The organism is Halapricum salinum (genome assembly GCF_004799665.1).
GTDB lineage: Archaea > Halobacteriota > Halobacteria > Halobacteriales > Haloarculaceae > Halapricum > Halapricum salinum.
On record NZ_CP031310.1, the window covers coordinates 2,114,693 to 2,134,340 of the forward strand.

The 19,648-nt window shown below is 66.2% G+C and carries 23 protein-coding genes; 14 read left to right on the plus strand and 9 right to left on the minus strand.

Annotation, left to right across the window (positions count from 1 at the left end):
* The first annotated feature begins 6 nt into the window (after positions 1-6).
* Both DV733_RS10555 and DV733_RS10560 read left to right on the plus strand, forming a co-directional pair.
* Complete coding sequence (locus DV733_RS10555; protein WP_049994731.1) at positions 7-237, plus strand: hypothetical protein; 231 nt, start codon at positions 7-9, stop codon at positions 235-237.
* A gap of 7 nt (positions 238-244) precedes the next feature.
* Positions 245-661 carry a PIN domain-containing protein gene (locus DV733_RS10560; RefSeq protein WP_049994730.1) on the plus strand — a complete coding sequence of 139 codons (417 nt, stop codon included), beginning with the start codon at positions 245-247 and terminating at the stop codon, positions 659-661.
* Positions 662-677: 16 nt separating this feature from the next.
* Here the strand turns inward: DV733_RS10560 and DV733_RS10565 are convergent, their stop codons facing one another.
* Together DV733_RS10565 and DV733_RS10570 are read right to left on the minus strand one after the other, a co-directional pair.
* On the minus strand, positions 678-1,397 hold the full coding sequence (locus DV733_RS10565; RefSeq protein WP_049994729.1) for an NAD(P)H-hydrate epimerase: 720 nt from the start codon (positions 1,395-1,397) through the stop codon (positions 678-680).
* Positions 1,398-1,427: 30 nt separating this feature from the next.
* Complete coding sequence (locus DV733_RS10570) at positions 1,428-2,537, minus strand: mechanosensitive ion channel family protein (RefSeq protein WP_049994728.1); 1,110 nt, start codon at positions 2,535-2,537, stop codon at positions 1,428-1,430.
* A gap of 106 nt (positions 2,538-2,643) precedes the next feature.
* Between DV733_RS10570 and DV733_RS10575 the strand changes: the two genes are divergently transcribed.
* Positions 2,644-3,462: an undecaprenyl-diphosphate phosphatase gene (locus tag DV733_RS10575; RefSeq protein WP_049994727.1), complete on the plus strand. Its 819-nt coding sequence runs from the start codon at positions 2,644-2,646 to the stop codon at positions 3,460-3,462.
* A gap of 165 nt (positions 3,463-3,627) precedes the next feature.
* Here the strand turns inward: DV733_RS10575 and DV733_RS10580 are convergent, their stop codons facing one another.
* Genes DV733_RS10580 through DV733_RS10595 form a run of 4 tightly spaced genes read right to left on the minus strand, consistent with a single transcriptional unit; the run spans position 3,628 to position 7,295 of the window.
* Positions 3,628-3,864 (minus strand): hypothetical protein, encoded by a 237-nt coding sequence (locus DV733_RS10580; RefSeq protein WP_049994726.1) that lies wholly within the window; start codon positions 3,862-3,864, stop codon positions 3,628-3,630.
* 44 nt (positions 3,865-3,908) lie between these two features.
* Positions 3,909-6,302, minus strand: a complete 2,394-nt coding sequence (locus tag DV733_RS10585; protein WP_049994725.1) for a heavy metal translocating P-type ATPase — start codon at positions 6,300-6,302, stop codon at positions 3,909-3,911.
* Positions 6,299-7,105: a sulfite exporter TauE/SafE family protein gene (locus tag DV733_RS10590; protein WP_049994724.1), complete on the minus strand. Its 807-nt coding sequence runs from the start codon at positions 7,103-7,105 to the stop codon at positions 6,299-6,301. The genes DV733_RS10585 and DV733_RS10590 overlap by 4 nt, the downstream gene beginning before the upstream one ends.
* Before the next feature lies 1 nt (position 7,106).
* Positions 7,107-7,295: a hypothetical protein gene (locus DV733_RS10595; RefSeq protein WP_049994723.1), complete on the minus strand. Its 189-nt coding sequence runs from the start codon at positions 7,293-7,295 to the stop codon at positions 7,107-7,109.
* Positions 7,296-7,457: 162 nt separating this feature from the next.
* Here DV733_RS10595 and DV733_RS10600 point away from each other — a divergent pair, with 162 nt between their 5' ends.
* From DV733_RS10600 to DV733_RS10625, 6 genes are all read left to right on the plus strand, one after another.
* Complete coding sequence (locus tag DV733_RS10600; protein ID WP_136342397.1) at positions 7,458-7,628, plus strand: cytochrome oxidase; 171 nt, start codon at positions 7,458-7,460, stop codon at positions 7,626-7,628.
* A gap of 6 nt (positions 7,629-7,634) precedes the next feature.
* Positions 7,635-8,135 (plus strand): cytochrome c oxidase subunit II, encoded by a 501-nt coding sequence (locus tag DV733_RS10605; protein ID WP_049994722.1) that lies wholly within the window; start codon positions 7,635-7,637, stop codon positions 8,133-8,135.
* A complete protein-coding gene (locus tag DV733_RS10610; protein WP_049994721.1) occupies positions 8,132-9,901 on the plus strand; it encodes a b(o/a)3-type cytochrome-c oxidase subunit 1 in 1,770 nt (589 codons plus the stop codon). Before DV733_RS10605 ends, DV733_RS10610 begins: the two co-directional genes overlap by 4 nt.
* The gene (locus tag DV733_RS10615) at positions 9,898-10,122 is read left to right on the plus strand and encodes a hypothetical protein (protein ID WP_049994720.1); all 225 of its coding nucleotides are present in this window, start codon (positions 9,898-9,900) and stop codon (positions 10,120-10,122) included. Before DV733_RS10610 ends, DV733_RS10615 begins: the two co-directional genes overlap by 4 nt.
* Positions 10,115-10,753: a DUF7546 family protein gene (locus DV733_RS10620; protein WP_049994719.1), complete on the plus strand. Its 639-nt coding sequence runs from the start codon at positions 10,115-10,117 to the stop codon at positions 10,751-10,753. Before DV733_RS10615 ends, DV733_RS10620 begins: the two co-directional genes overlap by 8 nt.
* A 145-nt stretch (positions 10,754-10,898) precedes the next feature.
* On the plus strand, positions 10,899-11,765 hold the full coding sequence (locus DV733_RS10625; protein WP_049994718.1) for a CheF family chemotaxis protein: 867 nt from the start codon (positions 10,899-10,901) through the stop codon (positions 11,763-11,765).
* Positions 11,766-12,077: 312 nt separating this feature from the next.
* Here the strand turns inward: DV733_RS10625 and DV733_RS10630 are convergent, their stop codons facing one another.
* On the minus strand, positions 12,078-14,171 hold the full coding sequence (locus DV733_RS10630; RefSeq protein ID WP_049994717.1) for a halocyanin domain-containing protein: 2,094 nt from the start codon (positions 14,169-14,171) through the stop codon (positions 12,078-12,080).
* A gap of 137 nt (positions 14,172-14,308) precedes the next feature.
* Here DV733_RS10630 and DV733_RS10635 point away from each other — a divergent pair, with 137 nt between their 5' ends.
* A complete protein-coding gene (locus DV733_RS10635) occupies positions 14,309-14,563 on the plus strand; it encodes a hypothetical protein (protein ID WP_049994716.1) in 255 nt (84 codons plus the stop codon).
* 50 nt (positions 14,564-14,613) lie between these two features.
* Positions 14,614-15,000, plus strand: a complete 387-nt coding sequence (locus tag DV733_RS10640; RefSeq protein WP_049994715.1) for a helix-turn-helix domain-containing protein — start codon at positions 14,614-14,616, stop codon at positions 14,998-15,000.
* A gap of 27 nt (positions 15,001-15,027) precedes the next feature.
* Here DV733_RS10640 and DV733_RS10645 read toward each other — a convergent pair whose 3' ends face one another.
* Positions 15,028-15,384, minus strand: coding sequence for a DsrE family protein (locus tag DV733_RS10645; RefSeq protein ID WP_049994714.1), 357 nt, complete (start codon positions 15,382-15,384; stop codon positions 15,028-15,030).
* Between the two features lie 87 nt (positions 15,385-15,471).
* The gene (locus tag DV733_RS10650) at positions 15,472-16,911 is read right to left on the minus strand and encodes a dihydrolipoyl dehydrogenase (protein ID WP_049994713.1); all 1,440 of its coding nucleotides are present in this window, start codon (positions 16,909-16,911) and stop codon (positions 15,472-15,474) included.
* Positions 16,912-17,030: 119 nt separating this feature from the next.
* Between DV733_RS10650 and DV733_RS10655 the strand changes: the two genes are divergently transcribed.
* The 3 genes from DV733_RS10655 (at position 17,031) to DV733_RS10665 (ending at position 19,643) form a co-directional block, all read left to right on the plus strand.
* Positions 17,031-17,990, plus strand: coding sequence for a DUF3179 domain-containing protein (locus DV733_RS10655; protein WP_049994712.1), 960 nt, complete (start codon positions 17,031-17,033; stop codon positions 17,988-17,990).
* 141 nt (positions 17,991-18,131) lie between these two features.
* Positions 18,132-18,881, plus strand: a complete 750-nt coding sequence (locus DV733_RS10660; RefSeq protein ID WP_237560515.1) for a sulfite exporter TauE/SafE family protein — start codon at positions 18,132-18,134, stop codon at positions 18,879-18,881.
* Positions 18,882-18,923: 42 nt separating this feature from the next.
* The gene (locus DV733_RS10665) at positions 18,924-19,643 is read left to right on the plus strand and encodes an SDR family NAD(P)-dependent oxidoreductase (protein WP_049994710.1); all 720 of its coding nucleotides are present in this window, start codon (positions 18,924-18,926) and stop codon (positions 19,641-19,643) included.
* Positions 19,644-19,648 lie beyond the last annotated feature (5 nt).

The window sequence follows — 19,648 nt, forward strand, 5'->3', positions numbered from 1 at the left end:
ATACATATGCCGACGATTACGGTCAACGTCGACGACGATCTCAAAGACAGGATGGAACGACATCCCGAGATCAACTGGAGCGAGGTGACACGGCAGGCAATCGAAGACAAGATCGAGAAACTCGAATTGGTGGACGAGTTGACTGCTGACAGCGAATTCACCGAGACAGACGTCTCCGAGATCGCTGCTGCCATCAACGAGCGCGCTCGCGAACGAGTCGAATCCGAGGCGGAGTAGACGAGCGATGAGACTTGTCGTCGATGCGAATGTCTTGCTGTCAGCGCTAATTACGGATGCGAAAACACGTGAGCTACTGGTCACGCTCGAACCGGACTTACTTACACCGGAAGTGATCGAAGACGAACTCGAAAAGTACGATGATCTGATCGTCGAGAAATCCGGGATGAGCATGGAGAAGGTATCGAAATTCCTCGACTTGCTGTTTCAGTACATCGAGATCGTCCCGACAGAGGAGTTGGTCCCGGAAATCGATCGTGCTGACGATGCACTCTGTGATACGGATCCGGACGACGTGCTGTATCTCGCCTGTGCACTCGCCCGCGACGCTGCCATCTGGAGTGATGACTCTGATTTTGAGGCACAGTCGCTCGTCTCAGTCTATCCGACAGCAGCGGTAGTCGAATCGTTCGAAACAAAATGAGGCGGTGAGCAGCGACTCATTCGACGACCAGTGGGAGGACGTACTCGCCCTCGAACGGCGACTCGTAATCGATTCCCACCTGTTCGTAGACCACCGCCGGAATCCCGATGTCGCCGAGGTAGAGCGGCCCGTCGAGGTCGGTGAGGCCAGTTTTGGGCAGCGCGAGCGTCAGCGTGCGGTCGGGCTCGACGGCCACGCCGGGTCGCTCGCCCGTCGTGGCGTCCACGCCCGACGGGACGTCAAGTGAGACGAGATACGCGGCTTTGGCAGCGATGTCGACGAATTCGCCGATCCGGTCGTCGGGCGCACCGTCGAGACCGTATCCGAGCAGTGCGTCGATGACGACGTCGGCCTCGACCACGGCCGCGGTCGCGTCCGTGGTTCGCTGGACGTCCATCGCCTCGAGCGTCTCCCACTGGGTCGCCGTCGCGCCCGAGAGGTCGTCCGGGTCGCGGTCCAGAACGACCGTCACGTCGATCCCGTGGTTGGTGAGGTGACGTGCAGCGCACAGTCCGCCGCCACCGTTGCCGCCCGGGCCCGCGAGGACGGTCACGCTTCGGAGCCCCGGTCGGGCGGCCATCGCGTTTCGAGCGAGGTTGCGGCCCGCGTTCTCCATCATCTGGAGGAGTTGGGGGCCGGTTTCCGAAACGGCGACGTCGTCGACGCGGCGCATCTGGGCGGCCGACACGGCGGCCACGCGCTGGCCGCGCTCGGTTCGAAACGGTGTCTGGGCCATAGTCGTCCAAAGAGTGCGGGCGGGAAAAGGTCAGTCGTCGACTGCTTCCGGGACACCCTCGCCGTGCGAGAGCGGGGCCTCGGGAGATTGCTCGTCGCCGAAGCTGACCACGCGCTGGGGGAACGGGATCTCGATGTCGGTCGCCCGCAGGGCCTTGTAGACCTCGGTGTTGAGTTCGTGGGTCGCCCGCCCGCGCAAGACGGGATCGTTGACCCAGCACAGCAGTTCGTACTGCAGCGCCGAGTCGCCAAAGGAGCGCAACCGCACGCGGGGTTTGGGCCGCTCGATCGCCAGTGCCTCGGCCTCGGCGACACCGAGCAGCGTCTCCTCGACGGCGTCGGGGTCGCTGCCGTAGGCGACGCCGACGGCGATCCGGACGCGTCGCTCGCGTTCGGGCGTCGACTCGTTGATGATCCGGGCGGCGTTGAGCACGCTGTTGGGGACGGTCACGAGCATGTCGTCGCGCGTTCGAATGACGGTCGAACGGATCGAGATGTCCTCGACCCGCCCTCGCTCACCGGATTCGAGGACGATGTAATCTCCCACTTTGTAGGTGCCGTCGAAATAGAGCGCGATCGAGCCGAAGAAGTTCGCGATGGTGTCGCGAGCGGCGAAGCCGATGACGATCCCGATGATCCCCGCGCTGGCGAGAAACGGCGTCGGGTCGATCTCCCAGAACGCGAGCAAGAGATAGATCGACACGGCGACGACGAGCACGCTCCAGATGTTCTGGAAGATGGGGACGACCTGCGCGTCGACGTGGCTGTTCTCGGTGAGTTCGTTCGAGACCTTTCGCCCCAGCTTCGTCAGCGTCAGCGCCCACAGGACGACCAGAATCGACAGCACCAGCGCTTCGACCTGTGCCGTCGTGTCCGGTGCCATCCCGAGGCCGAGCACCGAGAGATAGCTGCCCACCAGAACCACCGTCACGTACAGCGGCGGGTGAATCGTCTCGAAGACGATGTCGTCGACCTCGGTCGGAATGCGTTTCGTAGCACGTCGGATCAACAAGTCACCGCCGATCTGGACGAGTTTCGCGAGAACCACTGTCCCCAGCACCAACAGGAGAAACCCTTGCCACCGCGGGAGCGAGAGAATCCACTCCCAGGCCGCGTTTACGTAGGAAGCCGCGTTCGCCATGCCCCTCTAGTCGCGGCCAGGTGATATAACGACTCTGTCGTGCCCGGGATTGGCACGGCAGCGAGGAACCGAACCCTCTTTTCGTCCCGGGCACACCGCCTTCGGTATGGACGAGTGGCTGGTTGCGGTGCTGCTGGGGCTCATTCAGGGCACGCTGGAGTGGCTCCCGGTGTCGAGTGAGGGAAGCGTCGCGCTGGCGCTGACCGCGCTCGACGTCGGCGAGTCAGCTGTCGCAGACACGCAGTTCGCCCTCTTCTTGCACCTCGGGACGGCCGTCGCGGCGATGGTCTACTACCGCGCGGAGGTCGGCGAGCTGCTGGCCGACGTTCCCTCGTGGCGTCCTGGTGATTGGTTCGCGGCCGAGCAGGCGACGCTGACCTTCGTCGTCGTCGCGATGGGCGCGTCGTTCGCGACCGGCGGCGTGGCCTACCTCACGCTGGAGACGGTCGTCTCCTCGCTCTCCGGCGGGGCCTTCGTCGCCCTGATCGGCGCGCTGCTAGTTGGGACCGGACTCTTGCAGTGGACTGCACAGGACCGCGCGATCGAGCGGCGTACGGAGATCGATCTGCTCGATGCCGTGCTCGTGGGCGCACTCCAGGGACTAGCGATCCTCCCGGGCGTCTCCCGGTCGGGGACGACCGTGAGCGCACTCCTCCTCCGGGGCCATCCCGGCGAGGACTCGCTGCGGCTCTCGTTTCTCCTCTCGATCCCCGCGGCGCTGGCGGCCGGCGCGCTCGTATTCGTCGAGGTCGGCGTCCCTTCGATCGCGCCCGGTCCGGCCGCGCTGGCGCTCGCCGTCAGCGCGGTCGTCGGCTTTCTGACCGTGGGGGCACTGGTCGCACTCGTCAGGCGGGTCGCCTTCTGGGCGGTCTGTGTCGGGTTCGGGGGGCTCGCGGTCGTCGGTGGTGCGCTGCTGATCGTGTGAGATCGACCGAGATGCCACAGTATCAGCTACCAGAACCGTCGACGTCCGCCGGGACCAGTGAAAACCCGTGCGTGCGTCAGTCGCTGTCCAAGGCCAAGAGGTGGTCGATACCGCGCTCGTCGGCGATTACGCTGGTCGCGTCGAACCAGACCTGACCGACAGCGATCACTCTCGAATCCGCGTGCCGAGTCGCCGTGCGATCAGTGCGACGACCACCGTCATGACCGTGAACACGAGCGTCGCTACGATTGGACTGGACGGGGCCGTCGGTAGCGGAGCCGTCAGCAGTACGACGCCCGCGGTCAGGACGAGTGCGAGCAGGACGCCGACCACGCCAGCGTACCCGAGGAGGCGATACCAGGTGTCGCCGTGGTCGTCCATCTGTCGTGGGTAGTGTACCATGGGAGACAAATCGTCGGACGTCGATTTAAACGGTGTCGGGATTCTCACTCGTCTGGAACCAGGGTTCGACTGGAGTTGAGCACGACGATGGTGCTGCTCGCGGCCATCGCGAGCGCGGCGAACAGCGGGTTCAGCGCCCCGGTCGCGGCGAGGGGGATCGCGACCGCGTTGTACCCGAACGCCCACCCGAGGTTCTGCCTGATCCGCGAGCGCGTCCGCTCGGCGACGCGAAACAGCGTCGGGACGGCGTCGAGTCGCCCGCCGATCACCACCGCGTCGGCGGCGTCGGCGGCCAGGGTACCGTCCCGGGCGAGCGCGATCCCCACGTCCGCAGCGGCCAGCGCGGGCGCGTCGTTGGCACCGTCACCGACCATCGTGACCCGGCCTCGATCTCGGAGGCGCTCGACAGCGGCGACTTTGCCGTCCGGCGGGACCCCGGCGAAGACCTCCTCGACCGCCGGGTGTGCCCTGAACCGGTCGGCCGCGGCGGTGTCGTCGCCGGTCAGGACCACCACGTCGCGGCCGTCAGCGGCGAGCGCGGTGACGACGTCCTCCCAGTCGTCGCGTGGCTGGTCGCTGACGACCAGGAGCCCGCGGCACCGCCCGTCCCAGCCGACCGCGACCGGGACCTGTCCGGCCTCGGCGGCGGCTGTCGCGGCCTCGCGGTACTGCTGTGGGATCGTCAGTCCGCGGTCGGTCAGCAGGTCCGGGTGGCCGACGACCGTCCGGACGCCGTCGACGGGGCCGACGACCCCCCTGGGCTCGATGGAGACTCCATCGGGGACGGCGACCCCGGGACTGTCGTCTCCCGGTTCGCCTCGCTCCGTCACCGTCGCGTTCCGGCCGCCGTCGGTCCGGGACGCGTCGCCGGCGTGGGCGACGACCGCGTCCGCCACCGGGTGGTTCGAGTATCGCTCCAGTGCGGCCGCCCGGTGGAGGGCCGCGTCGTCGTCGAGGCGGCTGTCGACGACCGTCATCCGGCCGGTCGTGAGCGTCCCGGTCTTGTCGAGGACGACCACGTCGGTTTCCGGCAGCGTCTCGAAGAGGGTCTCGGAGGCGACGACGACCCGGTCGGCGGCCGCGCGCCCGACGCCGACGGCCACGGCCAGCGGCGTCGCCAGTCCGAGCGCACACGGACAGGAGACGATGACGACAGTGAGCCCGATCAGGAACGCGCCGGTCGCCGTCCCGCCGGTCGCGACGACGACGAGCGCCGCCAGTACGGCCAGCGTCGCCACAAGCGGGACGAAAACCGTCGCGAGTTTGTCGGCCAGCCGCTGTGCGCCGGGGCGTGCGCTCTGGACGTCCCACAGCAGGCCGACGATCCGATCGAGCGTGCTCGTGGCCGCCTCGGAGACTTCGACGACCAGCGGACTGTCGGTGACGACTGCGCCGCCGGGGACAGTCTCGCCGGGCCGCCGTGTCACCGGGAGCGACTCGCCGGTGACCAGCGCCTCGTCGACGGCGGCGACGCCCTCGACGACCGTGCCGTCGAGCGGGACGCGCTCGCCGGGTTTGACCAGCAGTTCCGCACCCGGCTCGACTTTCTCGATCGGAACGGTCTCGCCGTCGCGACGGCGGGCCTCCGAGACGGACTCGCTCGTCAGCTCCGAGAGCAGCGAGACGGCGCTTCGCTTCACACGCTCCTCGTAGTAGTTGCCGGCGGTCACGACGAGGACGATGGCGATGGTCACGTCGAAGTAGACGTCGATGCCGCCAAGGAGCACGACTGCGGTGCTGTATCCGTAGGAACCCAGGGCCGCAAGCGAGACGAGCAGATCCATGTTCGGCTGGCCGGCGCGGAGACTGACGTACGCTCCTCGCAACAGCGGGAACCCGGTGTAGCCCAGGACGATCGTACTGAACAGCCAGATCTGCCCGAGGAGGTACAGCCGACCGTAGGTCCCGAACTCCACGACGGGTTCGAACCCGAAGTGCTGGGGGTAGATGAACAGGACGTACCACAGCATCGTCATCATCCCGAAGAAGCCCCCGCCCAGCAGGAACCGGACGGCCGGGGAGTCGGGGTCGTCCGGGTCCGGATCGGACCGTCGTCTGGCCTCGTACCCGGCCCGGGAGACCAGCTCCGGAAGCGCCGATTCCTGGACGGAGTCGGGATCGTAGACGACTTTCATCGTGTCCGTCGCGTAGCTGGCCGACGCGGCCGCGACCCCTGCCTGGCGAGTGGCGGTGTCCTCGAGGAACAGCTCGCAGGTCCCGCAGTGCATCCCGTCGACCGACAGGTAGGCGACCTCGCCGTCGGCGTCGTCGACGTCGGCGGTATCCACTTCGTCGGCCGGGTCCTCGACGTCCGCAGGCGCCTCGTCCAGCGATCGAGCGACTGCCAGACAGCCGCGACAGCAGTACTGTCCGTCGACGTCGTCGCCGGTGATCGGCTCGGCCGGCAGGTCGAGTCCGCAGAGCGTACACCCCGTCATAGCGGCTGATAGTACGGTACGTCCGGGTACGGAAGGTCGACGCCGAACAGCATCAGGCCGTGAGCGAGCGGCAGGTAGCCGAGGACGACGAAGACGCCGCCCATCACCCGGTGCAGGCGCGTTCTGTGGCCAGCCGAGAGCGATCCGAGAGCCAGTCCGTACGGGAGCAGCGTCAGGATGGTCCCGAGGCCGAGCACGCCGAGTGCGAGCGCGCCCCGCACCGGGTCGCCGAGCGCGAGCGCGTAGAGGTACGCCGGGTACAGGATCGGGCACGGAAGCAGGGCGTGGACGGCCCCGAGGCCGACGATCCCCGGCGAGTTGACCAGCCGGTCGAGTCGCCCGGCGAGCACCCCGGTAAAGCGCCCGACGGCCGCGTTCAGTCCGGGCAAGACCGACAGCGTCCCGGTCGCGGTTCCCGACCTGAGGTAGCCGACGCCGACGAGGACAATCGCCGACCCGACGACGATCCCGACGCCGCCGCGGACCGCCGAGGAGACGGGTTCGATCGCTGCCGCATCGACGGCGACACCGCCGAGCAGTCCGAGCACCGCACCGACCCCGGCGTACCCGGCCGTCCGCCCGAGGTTGAACAGGGCGTGCTGGCGAACGTCGCGAGTGGTGAGACGACCGTCTCGTCGCTCGCGGCCGTCGGTCATGCGGTCGGCGTAGGTCGTCACCAGTGGTCCACACATCCCCAGGCAGTGAGCGCCGCCCAGGACCCCGATAACGGCGAACAGCAAGAGATCGACGTTCCCGGTGAGGAGTGCACCGTCCGCTGCCAGTACGACTGTCCCGGTGGCCATGCTACGTTCCGTTCGGGGCCGTGTCCGTCGGGGGTTCGTGCGGCGAGAGCGCGATCGCGAGGCTCGCGGCGATGAGGACGACGTTGAGTACCGCGACGACGGCGATCAGTTCGTCGAACACCACGTACGCTCCGACCGGGGCGATCGCGAGGAGAGCCAGTAGGCCGACGACCCGTGGGGTCACGTTCATGCGAGAAACCCATCGTTTGGTGTATTAATGCGTTGTGGTCGTTCCAGCACTCTGAGAAGAGGGATACTTATTATTTTGCCCAACATATCAGGGTGATTTATGAGCGATGGGCCATCGTCGATCGAGGAGCGAACTGCACCCGTGACACAGCCCGAACGGAGTGTGTCCGCGCCGCCGGACCAGTCGGAACAGGTCCGAGAACTCACCCACGAGGAGTTCGACCCGAAAGGGACGCTGGCGCTGATACTGCTTTACTTCGTGATCCTGGCGGTCATGTGGGCGTTCATGTACTTCGTCGAGTTCCTCGGAAACGATCTCGTCGTCGTGGGGTGATCAGGCATGCACATTCACGACTACGAGAAACTCTGGCTGGGCCTTTCACTCGTCATGATAGTCGGGTTCATCGCGACGGTCACCTACGGCGCGGTCGGTGCCGGCGTGGAGATGATCGACGACAGCGGCGACACGGTCGATCCGAACTCCCTGGCGGACCATCCCGAGTTCGGGGATCCGGGCGTCGAGCAGGTCGGCCCGAACGAGTACGACGTTCACGTCATCGCCCGGCAGTTCGTCTTCCAGCCCGACCCGATCGTGGTACCAGCCAACAGTACTGTCACCTTCTACGTCACGTCAGCGGACGTCACCCACGGGTTCGAGGTCGTGGGGACCAACGCGAACGCGATGGTCATCCCCGGCGAAGTAGCGGAACTGACTGTCGAAGTCAACGAACCGAACGAGTACGGCATCATCTGTCACGAGTACTGCGGCAGCGGTCACCACGACATGGAGGGATTGCTCAGAGTCGTTCCCGAGGACGAGTACGACGGAGGTGACCGATGAGTTCGCAGACCGGAACGCCGACGTTCGTGGATCGCTACCCCGAGGAAGCCAGCGTCGTCCGCCAGGCGTTCCTGGTGTCGTTCGTCGCGTTAGGGCTGGGCGCGCTGTTCGGGATCATCCAGGCCCTCCACCGGACGAACGTCCTGCGACTGATCGACTCGGCGGATTACTACACCGTCCTGACGGCTCACGGCGTGTTGCTCGTGATCGTCTTCACGATTTTCTTCCTCGTGGGACTGTACCAGTGGGCCATCACGCGCAGTCTAGACAGGCCCGCGGAGAACATCACGTTCACGCGGGCCTGGCTCGGGTTGATGTCGCTCGGGTCGGTGCTCACCGGCGGGACGATCCTGCTCGGGTTCGTCGACGAGATCGGAATCAGCGCTGACGTGCTCTTCACGTTCTACGCGCCGCTTCAGGCACATCCGCTGTTCTACACCGGACTGGCCGTGTTCCTGATCGGGACCTGGCTGGCCGGCGTCGACTGGTTCCGGTCCTACCTCGCCTGGCGCGGGGACAACCCGGGCGAGCGCATCCCGCTGCAGACGTTCATGGTTCTCACGACGATGGTGATGTGGTACATCGCGACGATCGGCGTCGCGATCTCGGTGCTGTTCTTCCTGTTGCCGTGGTCGCTCGGGCTCATCGACACCGTCAACCCGCTGTTGACCCGGACGCTCTTCTGGTTCTTCGGACACCCGGTCGTCTACTTCTGGCTGCTGCCGGCGTACCTGCTGTGGTACACCGTCCTGCCGAAGATCGCCGGTGGACGGCTGTTCAGCGACCCGCTCGCTCGCGTCGTGTTCGTCCTCTTCGTGCTGTTGTCGACGCCGGTCGGCATCCACCACCAGTACCTCGATCCCGGCATCGCCGAGGGGTTCAAGTTCATCGCGATGACCAACACGATGTTCCTGCTGTTGCCCAGCCTGCTCACGGCCTTCACCGTGGTAGCCAGCATGGAACACGGCGCACGCCAGCGCGGCGGCACCGGACTGTTCGGCTGGCTGAAAGCGCTCCCGTGGCGCGACCCGGCCTTCACGGGGATGGCGCTCGCGGGGTTGATGTTCGCCGCAGGCGGGTTCTCCGGGATGATCAACGCGGGGATGAACATCAACTACCTCGTCCACAACACCCTCTGGGTGCCGGGTCACTTCCACCTGACCGTCGGGACGGCCGTCGCGCTGACGATGATGGCCGGCACCTACTGGCTGTGGCCCCAGCTCACCAACCGGCCGCTGTACTCCCGTCCGATCGCACTCGCCCAGGTCGTCATCTGGTTCGGTGGGATGGGGCTGATGTCCAACGCGATGCACGTCTCGGGACTGTTCGGGATCCCCCGGCGGACGGCCGAACCGCAGTACGAGGGGTTCGACTTCGCGACCTCCTTCGGCAGCGTCTCCGAGTTGAACCTCCAGCTGGCTATCGGCGGGTCGCTACTGTTCGTCTCGACGGTCCTGTTCCTCGGGAACCTGGCGCTATCGATGGGCACACCCACCCGTGACGGGCTCGGCCAGACGCTGCCGCCGGCACTCTCCGGTCCCACAGACAGCCCGGCGGTGCTCGACAACCTCCGACTGTGGACCGTTATCGCACTGGTACTGGTCGTCCTGGCCTACGCCCTGCCGCTCGGTTCGATCGTCGCCGAGAGCGGGCTGTTCGGCTCGGGCGGGAATCCGTACCCGGTGGTGATCGAGCCGCTCGTCGGCTGGATCGATCCCGGAGCCGTGATCGAGATATTCCACGATCTGCTGGAGGTGCTCCCATGACGAAGACGACCCCGTTCGCCGGGACCCGGGGCGGCATTCTGGTCGGGACTGTCGTCGTCGGGATCATCGCCTTCGAGATCAGAACGGTCCTGGGGATGCTCTTCGGGATGGACGTCCCGCTGGAGCCGTACGCGATCGCCGTCCTCGTGGTACTCGGGGTGTTCACGTTCCTGGCCGATGTCCTCGGACGACTGCCGGAGCGAGCGAAACGGAGTGAGTGACGTGCACACCACGGGGTTCCGACCGCCGCTCTCGCGCGGACAGGGCGTCGCTGCTGCGCTCGTCGGAATGGTGATTGGCTACGGCCTCGCGGTCGATCCGGTCGTCCACTCGGCAGAACAGGTCCTCTATCCGCTCCTGTGGCTCGTCGCGAGTGCGATCGCGCTCCGGTATCTCGTCGCGCCGCAGTTGGGCTCGCTCTCGCTCCGTAGTGCCGCCGCCGGGGTGAGCTACGCGCTGGTCTTGCTGTCGATTGCCGGACTCGTGGGTCCAGCGAGCGGTCACCAGGGGCTGAGCGTTCACCTCGGGATCCCTGGCTGGGGGCCGGCGGTGTTCTACACGGGGCCCCTGCTGTCGGTGTCGATCATCCCGTTTCTGACCGTCGGCTATCTGACGCTGGGGTTGCTGGTGGCCGTCACGATCGATCGGAGCTGGAAGGCGTCGGGCGCGGGACTGCTGGGAGTGTTCGCCTGCGTCGGGTGCAGCGCCCCGCTGCTGGCCGGCGTCGCCGGATCGGTCGGAGCCGGGTCGCTGTCGGCCACGCTCTCGCAGGCACAGTACCCCATCGCCACGGCGGCGTTTCTGCTCAGTATCGCGGGCCTGGGGCTGGCGCTTTCACGGATCGATCCGTAGCACCTCGCCACTGATCGCGAATACGCGCATGTTTCGGTGCGCCCGCACATCCGGAATGGCGACGCCGAATCGTGGATACAGCACGTCCCCTTCTGGTGAGAATTTATAACCGCTGGCGAACCTACGTTCCAGCAACGACGCCCTCATGAGCGGCGACGAACGCAAGATCCTCGATTCGGCAGGCGATGTCTGTTACGTGGTACGTAACGGCGAGTCCGTCGCCAGCCCCGAGTGGACCTCCTGTCGACTCATCCTGACGAACAGACGACTCCTCGTCGCCGAGAACGGTTCGAAACAGACCATCCCCCACGCCAAGGTGACCATCCCCCGGGGAGAGTCGCCCGTCCCCGAGGACGTCGACACGACCGGCGCGGTGACACTCAGGTTCGGCAATGCGGTCCTCGTGGTGGCCGCGACCGACGTCGACGATTTCGTCGACACCTACTGCCGGGCGAACCTCGGCGGCGGCGTCATCCTCGCGAAACACCCGGCGATCGTCGGCGGCGTCGTCCAGGACGAGGCCTCGTGGTCGAAAGCCCGCTTCGCCATCGAAGACGGCCTGTTCACGCTGCAGTTTCCCGACGGCGACAGCATGGCCTGTGAACTCGACGACGTCGGGACGATCGAGGAGCGCAGCGGCGAGGTCATGGGCGAGCACCGCGACGTCGTCGCCATCGAGCACACCGACGAGGAGGGTCGCAGCATGGAGACCCACCTCTCGGGCAACGCTCGCCACACCACCGTGCTGGCGACGCTGTTCGAGCACATCGTCCAGTCGCGCGAGGACGACTACGAACTCTCCGAGGCAGAGAGTCAGGTCCTGATGGCGCTCTACTCGGGCGTCTCGCCGTTCGAGATGGCCGACTTCGTGGGGCTGAGCGTCGACGAGGTCGAGGAGATCTACCAGCACTTGCTCGAAGTCGGGGCTGTAGACGAGGTGCGGACACGGACCGAGGTGACGCTGAACGCCCAGGGGCGGAACATGGCGAGCGAAGCGATGAGTGAGAAGTAGGTCTGGCATACGCCGCCGAAGGCGGCGTTTCACCGGACGCGAGCAGTGCGCGGTTCCGAACCTGTGAGGAACCGCGAAAGCGAACGGCGTAGCCGTGAGCAGGGAGCGTCCGGCTCGTTTTTCCCCAAGTTTTTACGACGAGTGGTGGCCGAACTACGTGAGGCCACCCGAGGAAGTAAAAAGTGGTTGCACGAGGTCCGGACGCGAACCGAGGTGACGCTGAACGCCCAGGGGCGGAATATGGCGAGCGAAGCGATGAGTGAGATAGCGAGACTCTGACCGAAGGGAAGAGTCTCGAACCGGACGCCCGAATCAGTTCGGCGGCGTGTCGGACTCGCCGGGGACGCCGCGGCCCTGGTAGAAGTCCCCGGCCCACTGGCCGATCCAGATGTCCTGGTTGGCGAGATAGAGTGCGCCTTCGGTGTCGAACGAATCGTCGGTGACCGACCACTCGTCGGCCGTCGTGTCGTACTCGATCTCGGCGTTGTAGACGGCGGCCTGGCCGTGCTCGCCGCCCGCCGCGGGCGGGAGCGGCAGCGTGTACTCGGCGCTCTCGTCGCGTGATTGTGGTCGCTCGGCGCGCTGGAGGCGGCCGCGGTTGAACGTCTGGTTGAAGTACCGGGCGTAGATGTCCCTGACGTCCATGTCGAGGACGGCGTCGGCGGCGTTGATCCCGCCGGTGACGTCGCCGGCGTCCCGGGCCGTGATCGTGTAGACGTCGTCGTCGGTCCCGGTCGCGAACGTTCCTGCTTGCTCGTCCCAGAGCTCGTCGATCATGTAGCCGAGGACGTCGCTGGCGAGTGGTTCGCGGTCGACGCCGTCGAGTTGGCCGGCCCACAGCAGGCCCTGGCCGACGATCCCCTGGGTCGCGGCCTGGTTGGCCGCGCCGTCGGCGACGCGGCCGTCGCCCTCGACGTGGGTCGCGAGTTCGTCGGCCAGCGCGTTGGCGTAGTCTGCGGCGCTCTCCGTGGCTTCCTCGCTACCGGCCTGGGTGCCGTAGTAGCCGATCGCGGCCAGCATGAGCCCGACCGACCGGGTCGACTCCATCTCGACGATCTCCGCGGGCGTAAAGAAGTTCATCGTCGCCTCGGCGACGCCGTCGGCGATCTCCTGAATCCCGATGTCCATATCGAAGACGCCGTCAGCGCCGGCCTCCTTCGGAATGAGCGGGCGGGGGTTGACGTAGCCGAACCAGCCGTTCTGGGCGAGGCTGGTGATGTCCGAGAGGAACCAGACCATCGCGGCGTGGTGGTGCGGTCGGCGCGTCTCGTCTTCGATCTGCCCTTCGGCTGGCCGATACTCCGAGAGGAACTCGAAGGAGTCGCCATGGGTGAGCGCGCCGTTGCCGCGGGAGCCGCCGACGAGGATCGCGGCGTTGATCCCGACCTGTGCGAGCGTCGTGAGCAACTGCGCGCGGAACTTCGCGGCGATCTCGGCCGGCAGGGTCTCGAAGTGCGTCTCGAAGTTCTTCGCCCAGGTGACGCCCTTGAGGTGCGTCCAGGCCAGCGACGAGGGGCTGACGACGCCAGAGGAGTTCGATTTGTCCCACGCGAGCGTCGTCCCGTCGGGCCGCCCGGTGTCGTCTTCGAGCACCGGCTGCTGGGTAAAACTCGGGTCGCCCTCGGTGAACGCCGCGAACGTCAGGTTGGGCTGGTTGATCGGCGGCCGGTCGGTGTCGGCGGCCTCCAGCATCGCGGGCATGCGCTGGGACTGTAGCTCCTCCATCTGCTCGTTGAGCGGGAACGGAACCCCGTTGCCGCTCATCGCGATGTTCGTGCTCATGTTGTACAGCGAGTACCAGTACGAATCCCAGGTGGCGTCCTCCCAGCCGTAGTCGCTGGTGTCGCCGTCGTCGGTGTCGTCCGCCTCGCTGCCCTCGCCAACGACGACGACGCCTTTCATCCCGGACTGTCGATGTGGGTTGCAGTAGTACTTGACCGTCGCGTCGTCCTCGAAAGTCTGTTCGAAGGTGTTGCCGGCGTCGCCCGTCGGGTCGCCGCTCCGGAAGTCCATGTTCTCGCCGACGACGTTGTGTACGCCGCCGTCGCCCGTCCACTCCCAGACGACCGTCGTCCCGGGGTCGACAGTGACGACTGGCGGTGCGAAGCCAAACGAACCGCCGTTGGCCGACGCGCCGACGTCGATGGTGACCTGGCTCTCGCCAGTCGCGTCGACGACCGTCCCGTCGAAGTTGTCCGTGCCATCGAGCCAGCCGTCGAACGACGCCGTCCCGTCGCCATTTCCGTTGCCGTTTCCGTTCCCGCTGTCGGTGGTCGTGGTGGTGTCACCGTTGCTGTTCCCGTTTCCATTGCCGTTGCCGTTTCCGCCGGTGGACGAACAGCCAGCGATCGCGGCGAGCGCGGCTGCGCCACTGAGGTGGAGGAATCGTCGTCTGTTTTGTTGCATCGTCTATACAGTGATGGCAAGTTGTTAAACTGGTACCTCGAATGGGTGTGTGGGTAACAGACGGGCGATTTCCCCAAACGGATTTATACTGGAAAGGGGCCAAACGCTCATTACTCGACGAACGGAATAGACGTCTCATGGCCGAACCGCTCGTCGTCACGCCTGGGGAAGTATCGCCCGAAGAGATGCTCGACGCTCTCAACGACGGCCAGCGGGTCGTCGTCAATACCGAGTTTCTGGGGTCCGAACACGAGGTGACGCTCCGGTGGGACGGCGAGACCTACTACTGCGACACCCCGACGCGGCTCCACAAACACGAGACCGAGGCGGAGATGCGGGCCTGCCTCGAACGGCAGGGCTACGTCGAGGGCGCCGCCGAGCAGGACGGGTGAGGTCGAGGTAACGAGGGTGTTTATTTCACTGGCTACCGAAGCAACAGGCAATGTCACAGGCCGACCTCTCCCCCGATCGGTTCCGGGAGCTCCTCCGTGAGTCCGAACCGTCTTTCGAGGAAGTGCTCGCGTGTGTCTTCGACCTCCAGCCACACGAGGTCCGGACCTACGAGACTCTTCTGGACCAACCCGCGAGTACGGTCGAGGAACTGGCGACCGAACTCGATCGCGATCGAAGTAACGTCAATCGCTCGCTCTCGACGCTGCGGGAGAAGGACCTGGCTGATCGGACCCGCCGACTGCTCGACAGCGGGGGACACGTCTATCAGTACAGGGCGACCGACATCGAGGACACGCGCGAGCTGATGCACGAGACGCTGGATGCCTGGGCGGCGTACGTCCACGACCGTATCGACACGTTCGGTAACGGGAACTGACCGCGGCACCCCGAGGTACCGTCGTTCTCAGAAGGTAATAACCTCGTAGTCGTCGGCGACGAGCGATCGGATACTCGGATGACCGTCGTGGTCGTCGAGCGTGACGACGCCGGAATCGGAGACAGCGTCCTCGACACCGAACGCACCGGCACAGAACTCACAGACGGCCGTATCGTCACGCACAGCCTGGTAGAGATCGTGGTAGTCGCTGTCCTCGTCTTCGAGTTCCGGAATCCACTGCGTCCCGGCACCATCGAAAATCAGTTCGACCTCGTCACCCGCCGTCTCGGCGAACTCCTTGGCCGTCTCCAGTCCGTTGACGAGTCGTCCGGTGTCCGCGTGCGATTCCGTTCCGGCGAGAATGATGACTGCTACCTTTGTCATTGCAAGCGATAGTAGCACTGTGCCCAGCAAAAGGTCACGCGAACACGCGAGTAACCGAGTAACACTCGTGTTATCGTCCCTTCCGAGTCAGTTGTGGTGCTGGTGGTCGTGGCTGCTGCCGCGGCTGAACTTCCCGGCGAACGCCCGGTCGACGACTTCGGGTAGCGCCGGGTGGATGTGGACCGCGTTCCGGATATCCTGTACTGTTCCGGAGCCCGATTTCATGGCGACGACGACCTCCTGAATCAGCGTCGAGGCTTCCGGCCCGATGATGTGACAGCCAAGAATCTCGCCGTTCGGATCGATGAGGACCTTCACGAACCCGTCTGCTTTCATCGCGTCACCGCGGGCCGTATCCTCGTACTGGTAGGTGTTGACCGCGTAGTCGCGACCCGACGACTGGAGCTCCTCTTCGAGCGCGCCGACGCCGGCGACCTCCGGGGAGGCGAAGACGGCGAAGGGCATCGCGCTGTAGTCGACCGCCGAGAGCCCCTCGCCGAAGATGTTCCGCGCCGCCGTCCGGGCCTCGTGGTTGGCGCTGTGTTTGAGCAGGTACTCCCCGACGATGTCGCCCAGCGCCCAGACGCCCTCGGCGGTAGTCCGGAGGTACTCGTCTGTCTCGACGAACCCGCGCTCGTCGGTCTCGACGCCGGTGGCCTCGACGTTCAGGACGTCTGTGTTGGGCACGCGACCCGCAGCGACGAGAAGCTCGTCGCCCGTAACGGTGACCCCGTCTTCGCCCTCGACGACACCTGCATTCTCGCCGTACTCGTAGGGCTGGGCCTCGACAGTGAATTCCCCGTTCGACTGGGAGACGGCGGTCGCTGCGTGGCCGGTGTGGAGCGTGAACCGCTCCGCGTAGCGGTCGGTAAAGGCCGCGGCGACCTCGTCGTCAGCCTCGGGCAGCAGGTTCGGGCGACGGCCGACGATGGTCACGTCGCTCCCGAAGGTCCCGAAGAAGTGGGCCAGCTCGGCCGCGATGTAGCCGCCGCCGACGATCACGAGGCGCTCGGGCGGCGTCTCCAGCTGGAGGGCCTCGGTGCTGGTCAGGTAATCGACGTCCTCGATGCCGTCGATCGGTGGCACTGCCGGACGCGTCCCCGCGGCGATGAGCACCGTTTCGGCCCTGAGCCGAGCACCGTCGTCTTCGCCGCCCGAGATCTCGACGGTCTTCTCGTCGACGAACCGGGCTTCCCCGTCGAACAGGTCGTGCTTCGCGGAGGACGTGAGCCCCCGGCGGATCGACTCGGCGTCGCCGCTGACCTCCTCGTTGACCTCCCGGACGATCTCCGCGAAGTCGACGTTCTCGACTGTGGCATCGATCTTGAACTCGTCGGCGCGCTCGACGGTCTCCAGGACGTCGGCGTGATACAGCAGGAGTTTCGAGGGGATACAGCCGCGGTTGAGACAGGTCCCGCCGAGCGGCCCCTTCTCGACGATAGCGACCGACTGGCCCTGGTTGGCCGCGACGTTGACGACGTCCAGGCCCGACCCCGAGCCGATGACCATGAAGTCGAAGGTTTCCATACCACAACTACCCGTGGCCTCGCTAATGAACGTCAAGTTACGTTGCGGTAAGCCGATCGACGACGAACTCTCCCGGAGCGGCCCGGGGCTTGACGGTGGTGAGGCCCCTCTCCCCACACATGAACGTCCGCCAGGTCCTGCCGCGTGACGCGATTCCGAGCGTCGACGACCCGACGTTCGGCGACCAGTACGCAGGTGACCCCGACGATCAGATAGTCGTCGTCGAGTCACCCGACTCCTCCCGGGCCTATCCCGTTCGCTATCTCCACTACCACGAGATCGTCAACGACGCGATCGACGGCGACCCGATCGCGGTGACGTGGTGCCCACTCTGTGGCAGCGCCGTCGTCTACGAGCGCGAGCACGCCGGCCGGACCCTTGAATTCGGCGTCTCCGGGAAACTCGCCGACGACGACCTCGTGATGTACGACCGCGAAACTGGCTCGGAGTGGAAACAGTCCAGCGGCGCGTGTATCGCCGGCGAGTTCGCGGGCGATTCGCTCTCGGTGCTGCCGGCCTCGATGCTGTCCTGGCAGCGGTTCGAGGCGGCCTATCCCGAGGGGGTGGTCCTCCAGCGGCCCGGTGGGAAGAGCGAAGCCGCAAGTGAGGACGACACGCCCGAGTCGATCGACTACGACGAGACGCCCTACGAGACCTACTTTGAGATGGACGGGTTCGGCCTGGACGCCCACCGCAGTGGTGATGGGTCTCGTGAGTGGGATCGCGAGGACGACATCGAACCCAAGACCGCCGTCCTCGGGGTGGAGACAGACGACAGCGCGCTCGGATTCTCACTGCCCCGAGTGCTGGACGCTGATGGAATCGTCCAGACGACGGTGGGCGACCGAGATGTCCTCGTTGTCGCTAGCCCCGACGCCGGTATCCACGGGTTCGCCGATCCGGGCCACGACTTCGAGTGGTCTGGGGGTGACCTCGTCGGCGACGGGACGACCTGGGATCTGGCAACCGGACGGGCGCCCGATGGGCGGCGGCTGGAACGACTCCCCTCGAGGCGGGTGTTCGCGTTCGCCTGGCAGGACGATCACGGGCCCGAGGTGTTCTACAACGACACTGCCTAGCCACTTTTCAGAACGGAATGCGTTTGGTTACACCGTCTCGTCCGACCGTGCGCGGCGGCCGACAGCCCCCAGTAGTATTTAGCCCAGTGCGACTGACTGGCAAGTGTGCTACTGGGGCTCTCGCCCGGACTGCTCGTCGCTATGACCGTCGTCATCGTCGTCGCGGGCGCGGTCAACGGCCTCGCCGGCTTCGGCTTCGCCCTCGTCGGGACGATGGCGCTGGCGACGGCGATCGATCCCGCGACGGCCGTCGTCTTCATGATCGCGCCGATTCTGGGCGTCAATCTCTCGTTGATCCGGGACCTCTCGGTCGCAGAACTGACGACCTGCGGCCGCCGGTTCGCGCCACTGATGCTCGCCGCACTGGTCGGGACGCTCCTCGGACTGGTCGTCCTCGACCGCCTCCCGCAGGCCCCGCTCAAAGTCGGCCTCGGCGTGATCTCGCTCGCGTTCGTGATCAGTGCCCAGGACACCGTTCCGGTTCCGGGTCTCGACCGCGCGAAGGAGGGCTGTTTCGTCGAGTCGACGCCGGCGATGATCGGCGTCGGCGGCGTCTCGGGGCTGCTGTTCGGCGGGACGAACGTCGGCGTCCAGTTGATCGCGTATCTCCGTAGCTGTGACCTCTCCCATGGGACGTTCGTCGGGGCCGTCGCGATGGTCTTTCTCGGTCTCAACGGCGTCCGGATCGGCGCGGCCGGCGCGCTCGGCCTCTATCCGAGCACCGCCATCGCGCTCGCCTCCGCCGTCGCCGTCCTGCCGGCCGTCGCGGGCGTCGCCGCCGGCAAGCGACTCCGCTCGACCGTCGGCGAATGCTACCGCAAGATGATCGTCCTGGGGCTGTTGACCGCGATCGGCGTCCGCCTCGTGCTCGGCGGCCTCGGGATCGCGTAGGCCGTCAGTACGGTTTTGTCGTGCGGTCGACAACGCACAGATATGACACGCACAGCAGTCATCGCTGGCGTCGGCCCCGGACTCGGCGAATCACTCGCGCGAAAGTTCGCGGCAGAGGGCTGTCAGGTCGCGCTGTTCGCCCGGTCGAGCGAGTACATCGAGGACCTCGCGTCCGACCTCCCGGACCCGGGAGAGGGACTCGCCGTCCAGACGGATCTCGCCGACGTCGAGCAGATCCGCGAGGGTTTCGAGGCAATCCGTGCGGAATTCGGCCCGGTCGACGTCCTCGTCAATCACGCCAGCGCCGCCTCCTGGACGGGCCTCATGGACACGACCGTCGAGGCGTTCGAGAACGCGTGGGCGGTCAACGGCCGCGGCGCGTTCGTCTGCTCGCAGGAGGCCGTCGGGGACATGCTCGAAACCGGTGGCGGCACAGTGTTGTTCACCGGCGCGACCTCCGCGGTGCGAAGTCTCGGCGGGGCCATCGGCTTCACGGCCGCGAAGTTCGCGGCCCGCGGGATGGCGATGGACATCGCCCAGGAGTTCGGTCCCGAGGGGATCCACGTCGCCCACGTCGTCATCGACGGGCAGATCGACACGCCGGGTGTCAAAGAGCGGTATCCCGACCGCGATCCCGACACCTTCCTCGACCCTGACGAGATGGCCGAGACCTACTGGCACCTCGTCGAACAGGACGACCTCAGCACCCAGCCCTTCGAAGTCCACATAACCAACGGGCCACAGAACACCGAGTTCCTCTAACTCGG

What these genes read in the sequence shown, in the direction of transcription:
- DV733_RS10555 (WP_049994731.1), top strand. Translation starts at nt 7, where the DNA reads ATGCCGACGATTACGGTCAACGTCGACGACGATCTCAAAGACAGGATG.
- DV733_RS10560 (WP_049994730.1), top strand. Translation starts at nt 245, where the DNA reads ATGAGACTTGTCGTCGATGCGAATGTCTTGCTGTCAGCGCTAATTACG.
- DV733_RS10565 (WP_049994729.1), bottom strand. Translation starts at nt 1,397, where the DNA reads ATGGCCCAGACACCGTTTCGAACCGAGCGCGGCCAGCGCGTGGCCGCC.
- DV733_RS10570 (WP_049994728.1), bottom strand. Translation starts at nt 2,537, where the DNA reads ATGGCGAACGCGGCTTCCTACGTAAACGCGGCCTGGGAGTGGATTCTC.
- DV733_RS10575 (WP_049994727.1), top strand. Translation starts at nt 2,644, where the DNA reads ATGGACGAGTGGCTGGTTGCGGTGCTGCTGGGGCTCATTCAGGGCACG.
- DV733_RS10580 (WP_049994726.1), bottom strand. Translation starts at nt 3,864, where the DNA reads ATGGTACACTACCCACGACAGATGGACGACCACGGCGACACCTGGTAT.
- DV733_RS10585 (WP_049994725.1), bottom strand. Translation starts at nt 6,302, where the DNA reads ATGACGGGGTGTACGCTCTGCGGACTCGACCTGCCGGCCGAGCCGATC.
- DV733_RS10590 (WP_049994724.1), bottom strand. Translation starts at nt 7,105, where the DNA reads ATGGCCACCGGGACAGTCGTACTGGCAGCGGACGGTGCACTCCTCACC.
- DV733_RS10595 (WP_049994723.1), bottom strand. Translation starts at nt 7,295, where the DNA reads ATGAACGTGACCCCACGGGTCGTCGGCCTACTGGCTCTCCTCGCGATC.
- DV733_RS10605 (WP_049994722.1), top strand. Translation starts at nt 7,635, where the DNA reads ATGCACATTCACGACTACGAGAAACTCTGGCTGGGCCTTTCACTCGTC.
- DV733_RS10610 (WP_049994721.1), top strand. Translation starts at nt 8,132, where the DNA reads ATGAGTTCGCAGACCGGAACGCCGACGTTCGTGGATCGCTACCCCGAG.
- DV733_RS10615 (WP_049994720.1), top strand. Translation starts at nt 9,898, where the DNA reads ATGACGAAGACGACCCCGTTCGCCGGGACCCGGGGCGGCATTCTGGTC.
- DV733_RS10625 (WP_049994718.1), top strand. Translation starts at nt 10,899, where the DNA reads ATGAGCGGCGACGAACGCAAGATCCTCGATTCGGCAGGCGATGTCTGT.
- DV733_RS10630 (WP_049994717.1), bottom strand. Translation starts at nt 14,171, where the DNA reads ATGCAACAAAACAGACGACGATTCCTCCACCTCAGTGGCGCAGCCGCG.
- DV733_RS10635 (WP_049994716.1), top strand. Translation starts at nt 14,309, where the DNA reads ATGGCCGAACCGCTCGTCGTCACGCCTGGGGAAGTATCGCCCGAAGAG.
- DV733_RS10640 (WP_049994715.1), top strand. Translation starts at nt 14,614, where the DNA reads ATGTCACAGGCCGACCTCTCCCCCGATCGGTTCCGGGAGCTCCTCCGT.
- DV733_RS10645 (WP_049994714.1), bottom strand. Translation starts at nt 15,384, where the DNA reads ATGACAAAGGTAGCAGTCATCATTCTCGCCGGAACGGAATCGCACGCG.
- DV733_RS10650 (WP_049994713.1), bottom strand. Translation starts at nt 16,911, where the DNA reads ATGGAAACCTTCGACTTCATGGTCATCGGCTCGGGGTCGGGCCTGGAC.
- DV733_RS10655 (WP_049994712.1), top strand. Translation starts at nt 17,031, where the DNA reads ATGAACGTCCGCCAGGTCCTGCCGCGTGACGCGATTCCGAGCGTCGAC.
- DV733_RS10660 (WP_237560515.1), top strand. Translation starts at nt 18,132, where the DNA reads ATGACCGTCGTCATCGTCGTCGCGGGCGCGGTCAACGGCCTCGCCGGC.
- DV733_RS10665 (WP_049994710.1), top strand. Translation starts at nt 18,924, where the DNA reads ATGACACGCACAGCAGTCATCGCTGGCGTCGGCCCCGGACTCGGCGAA.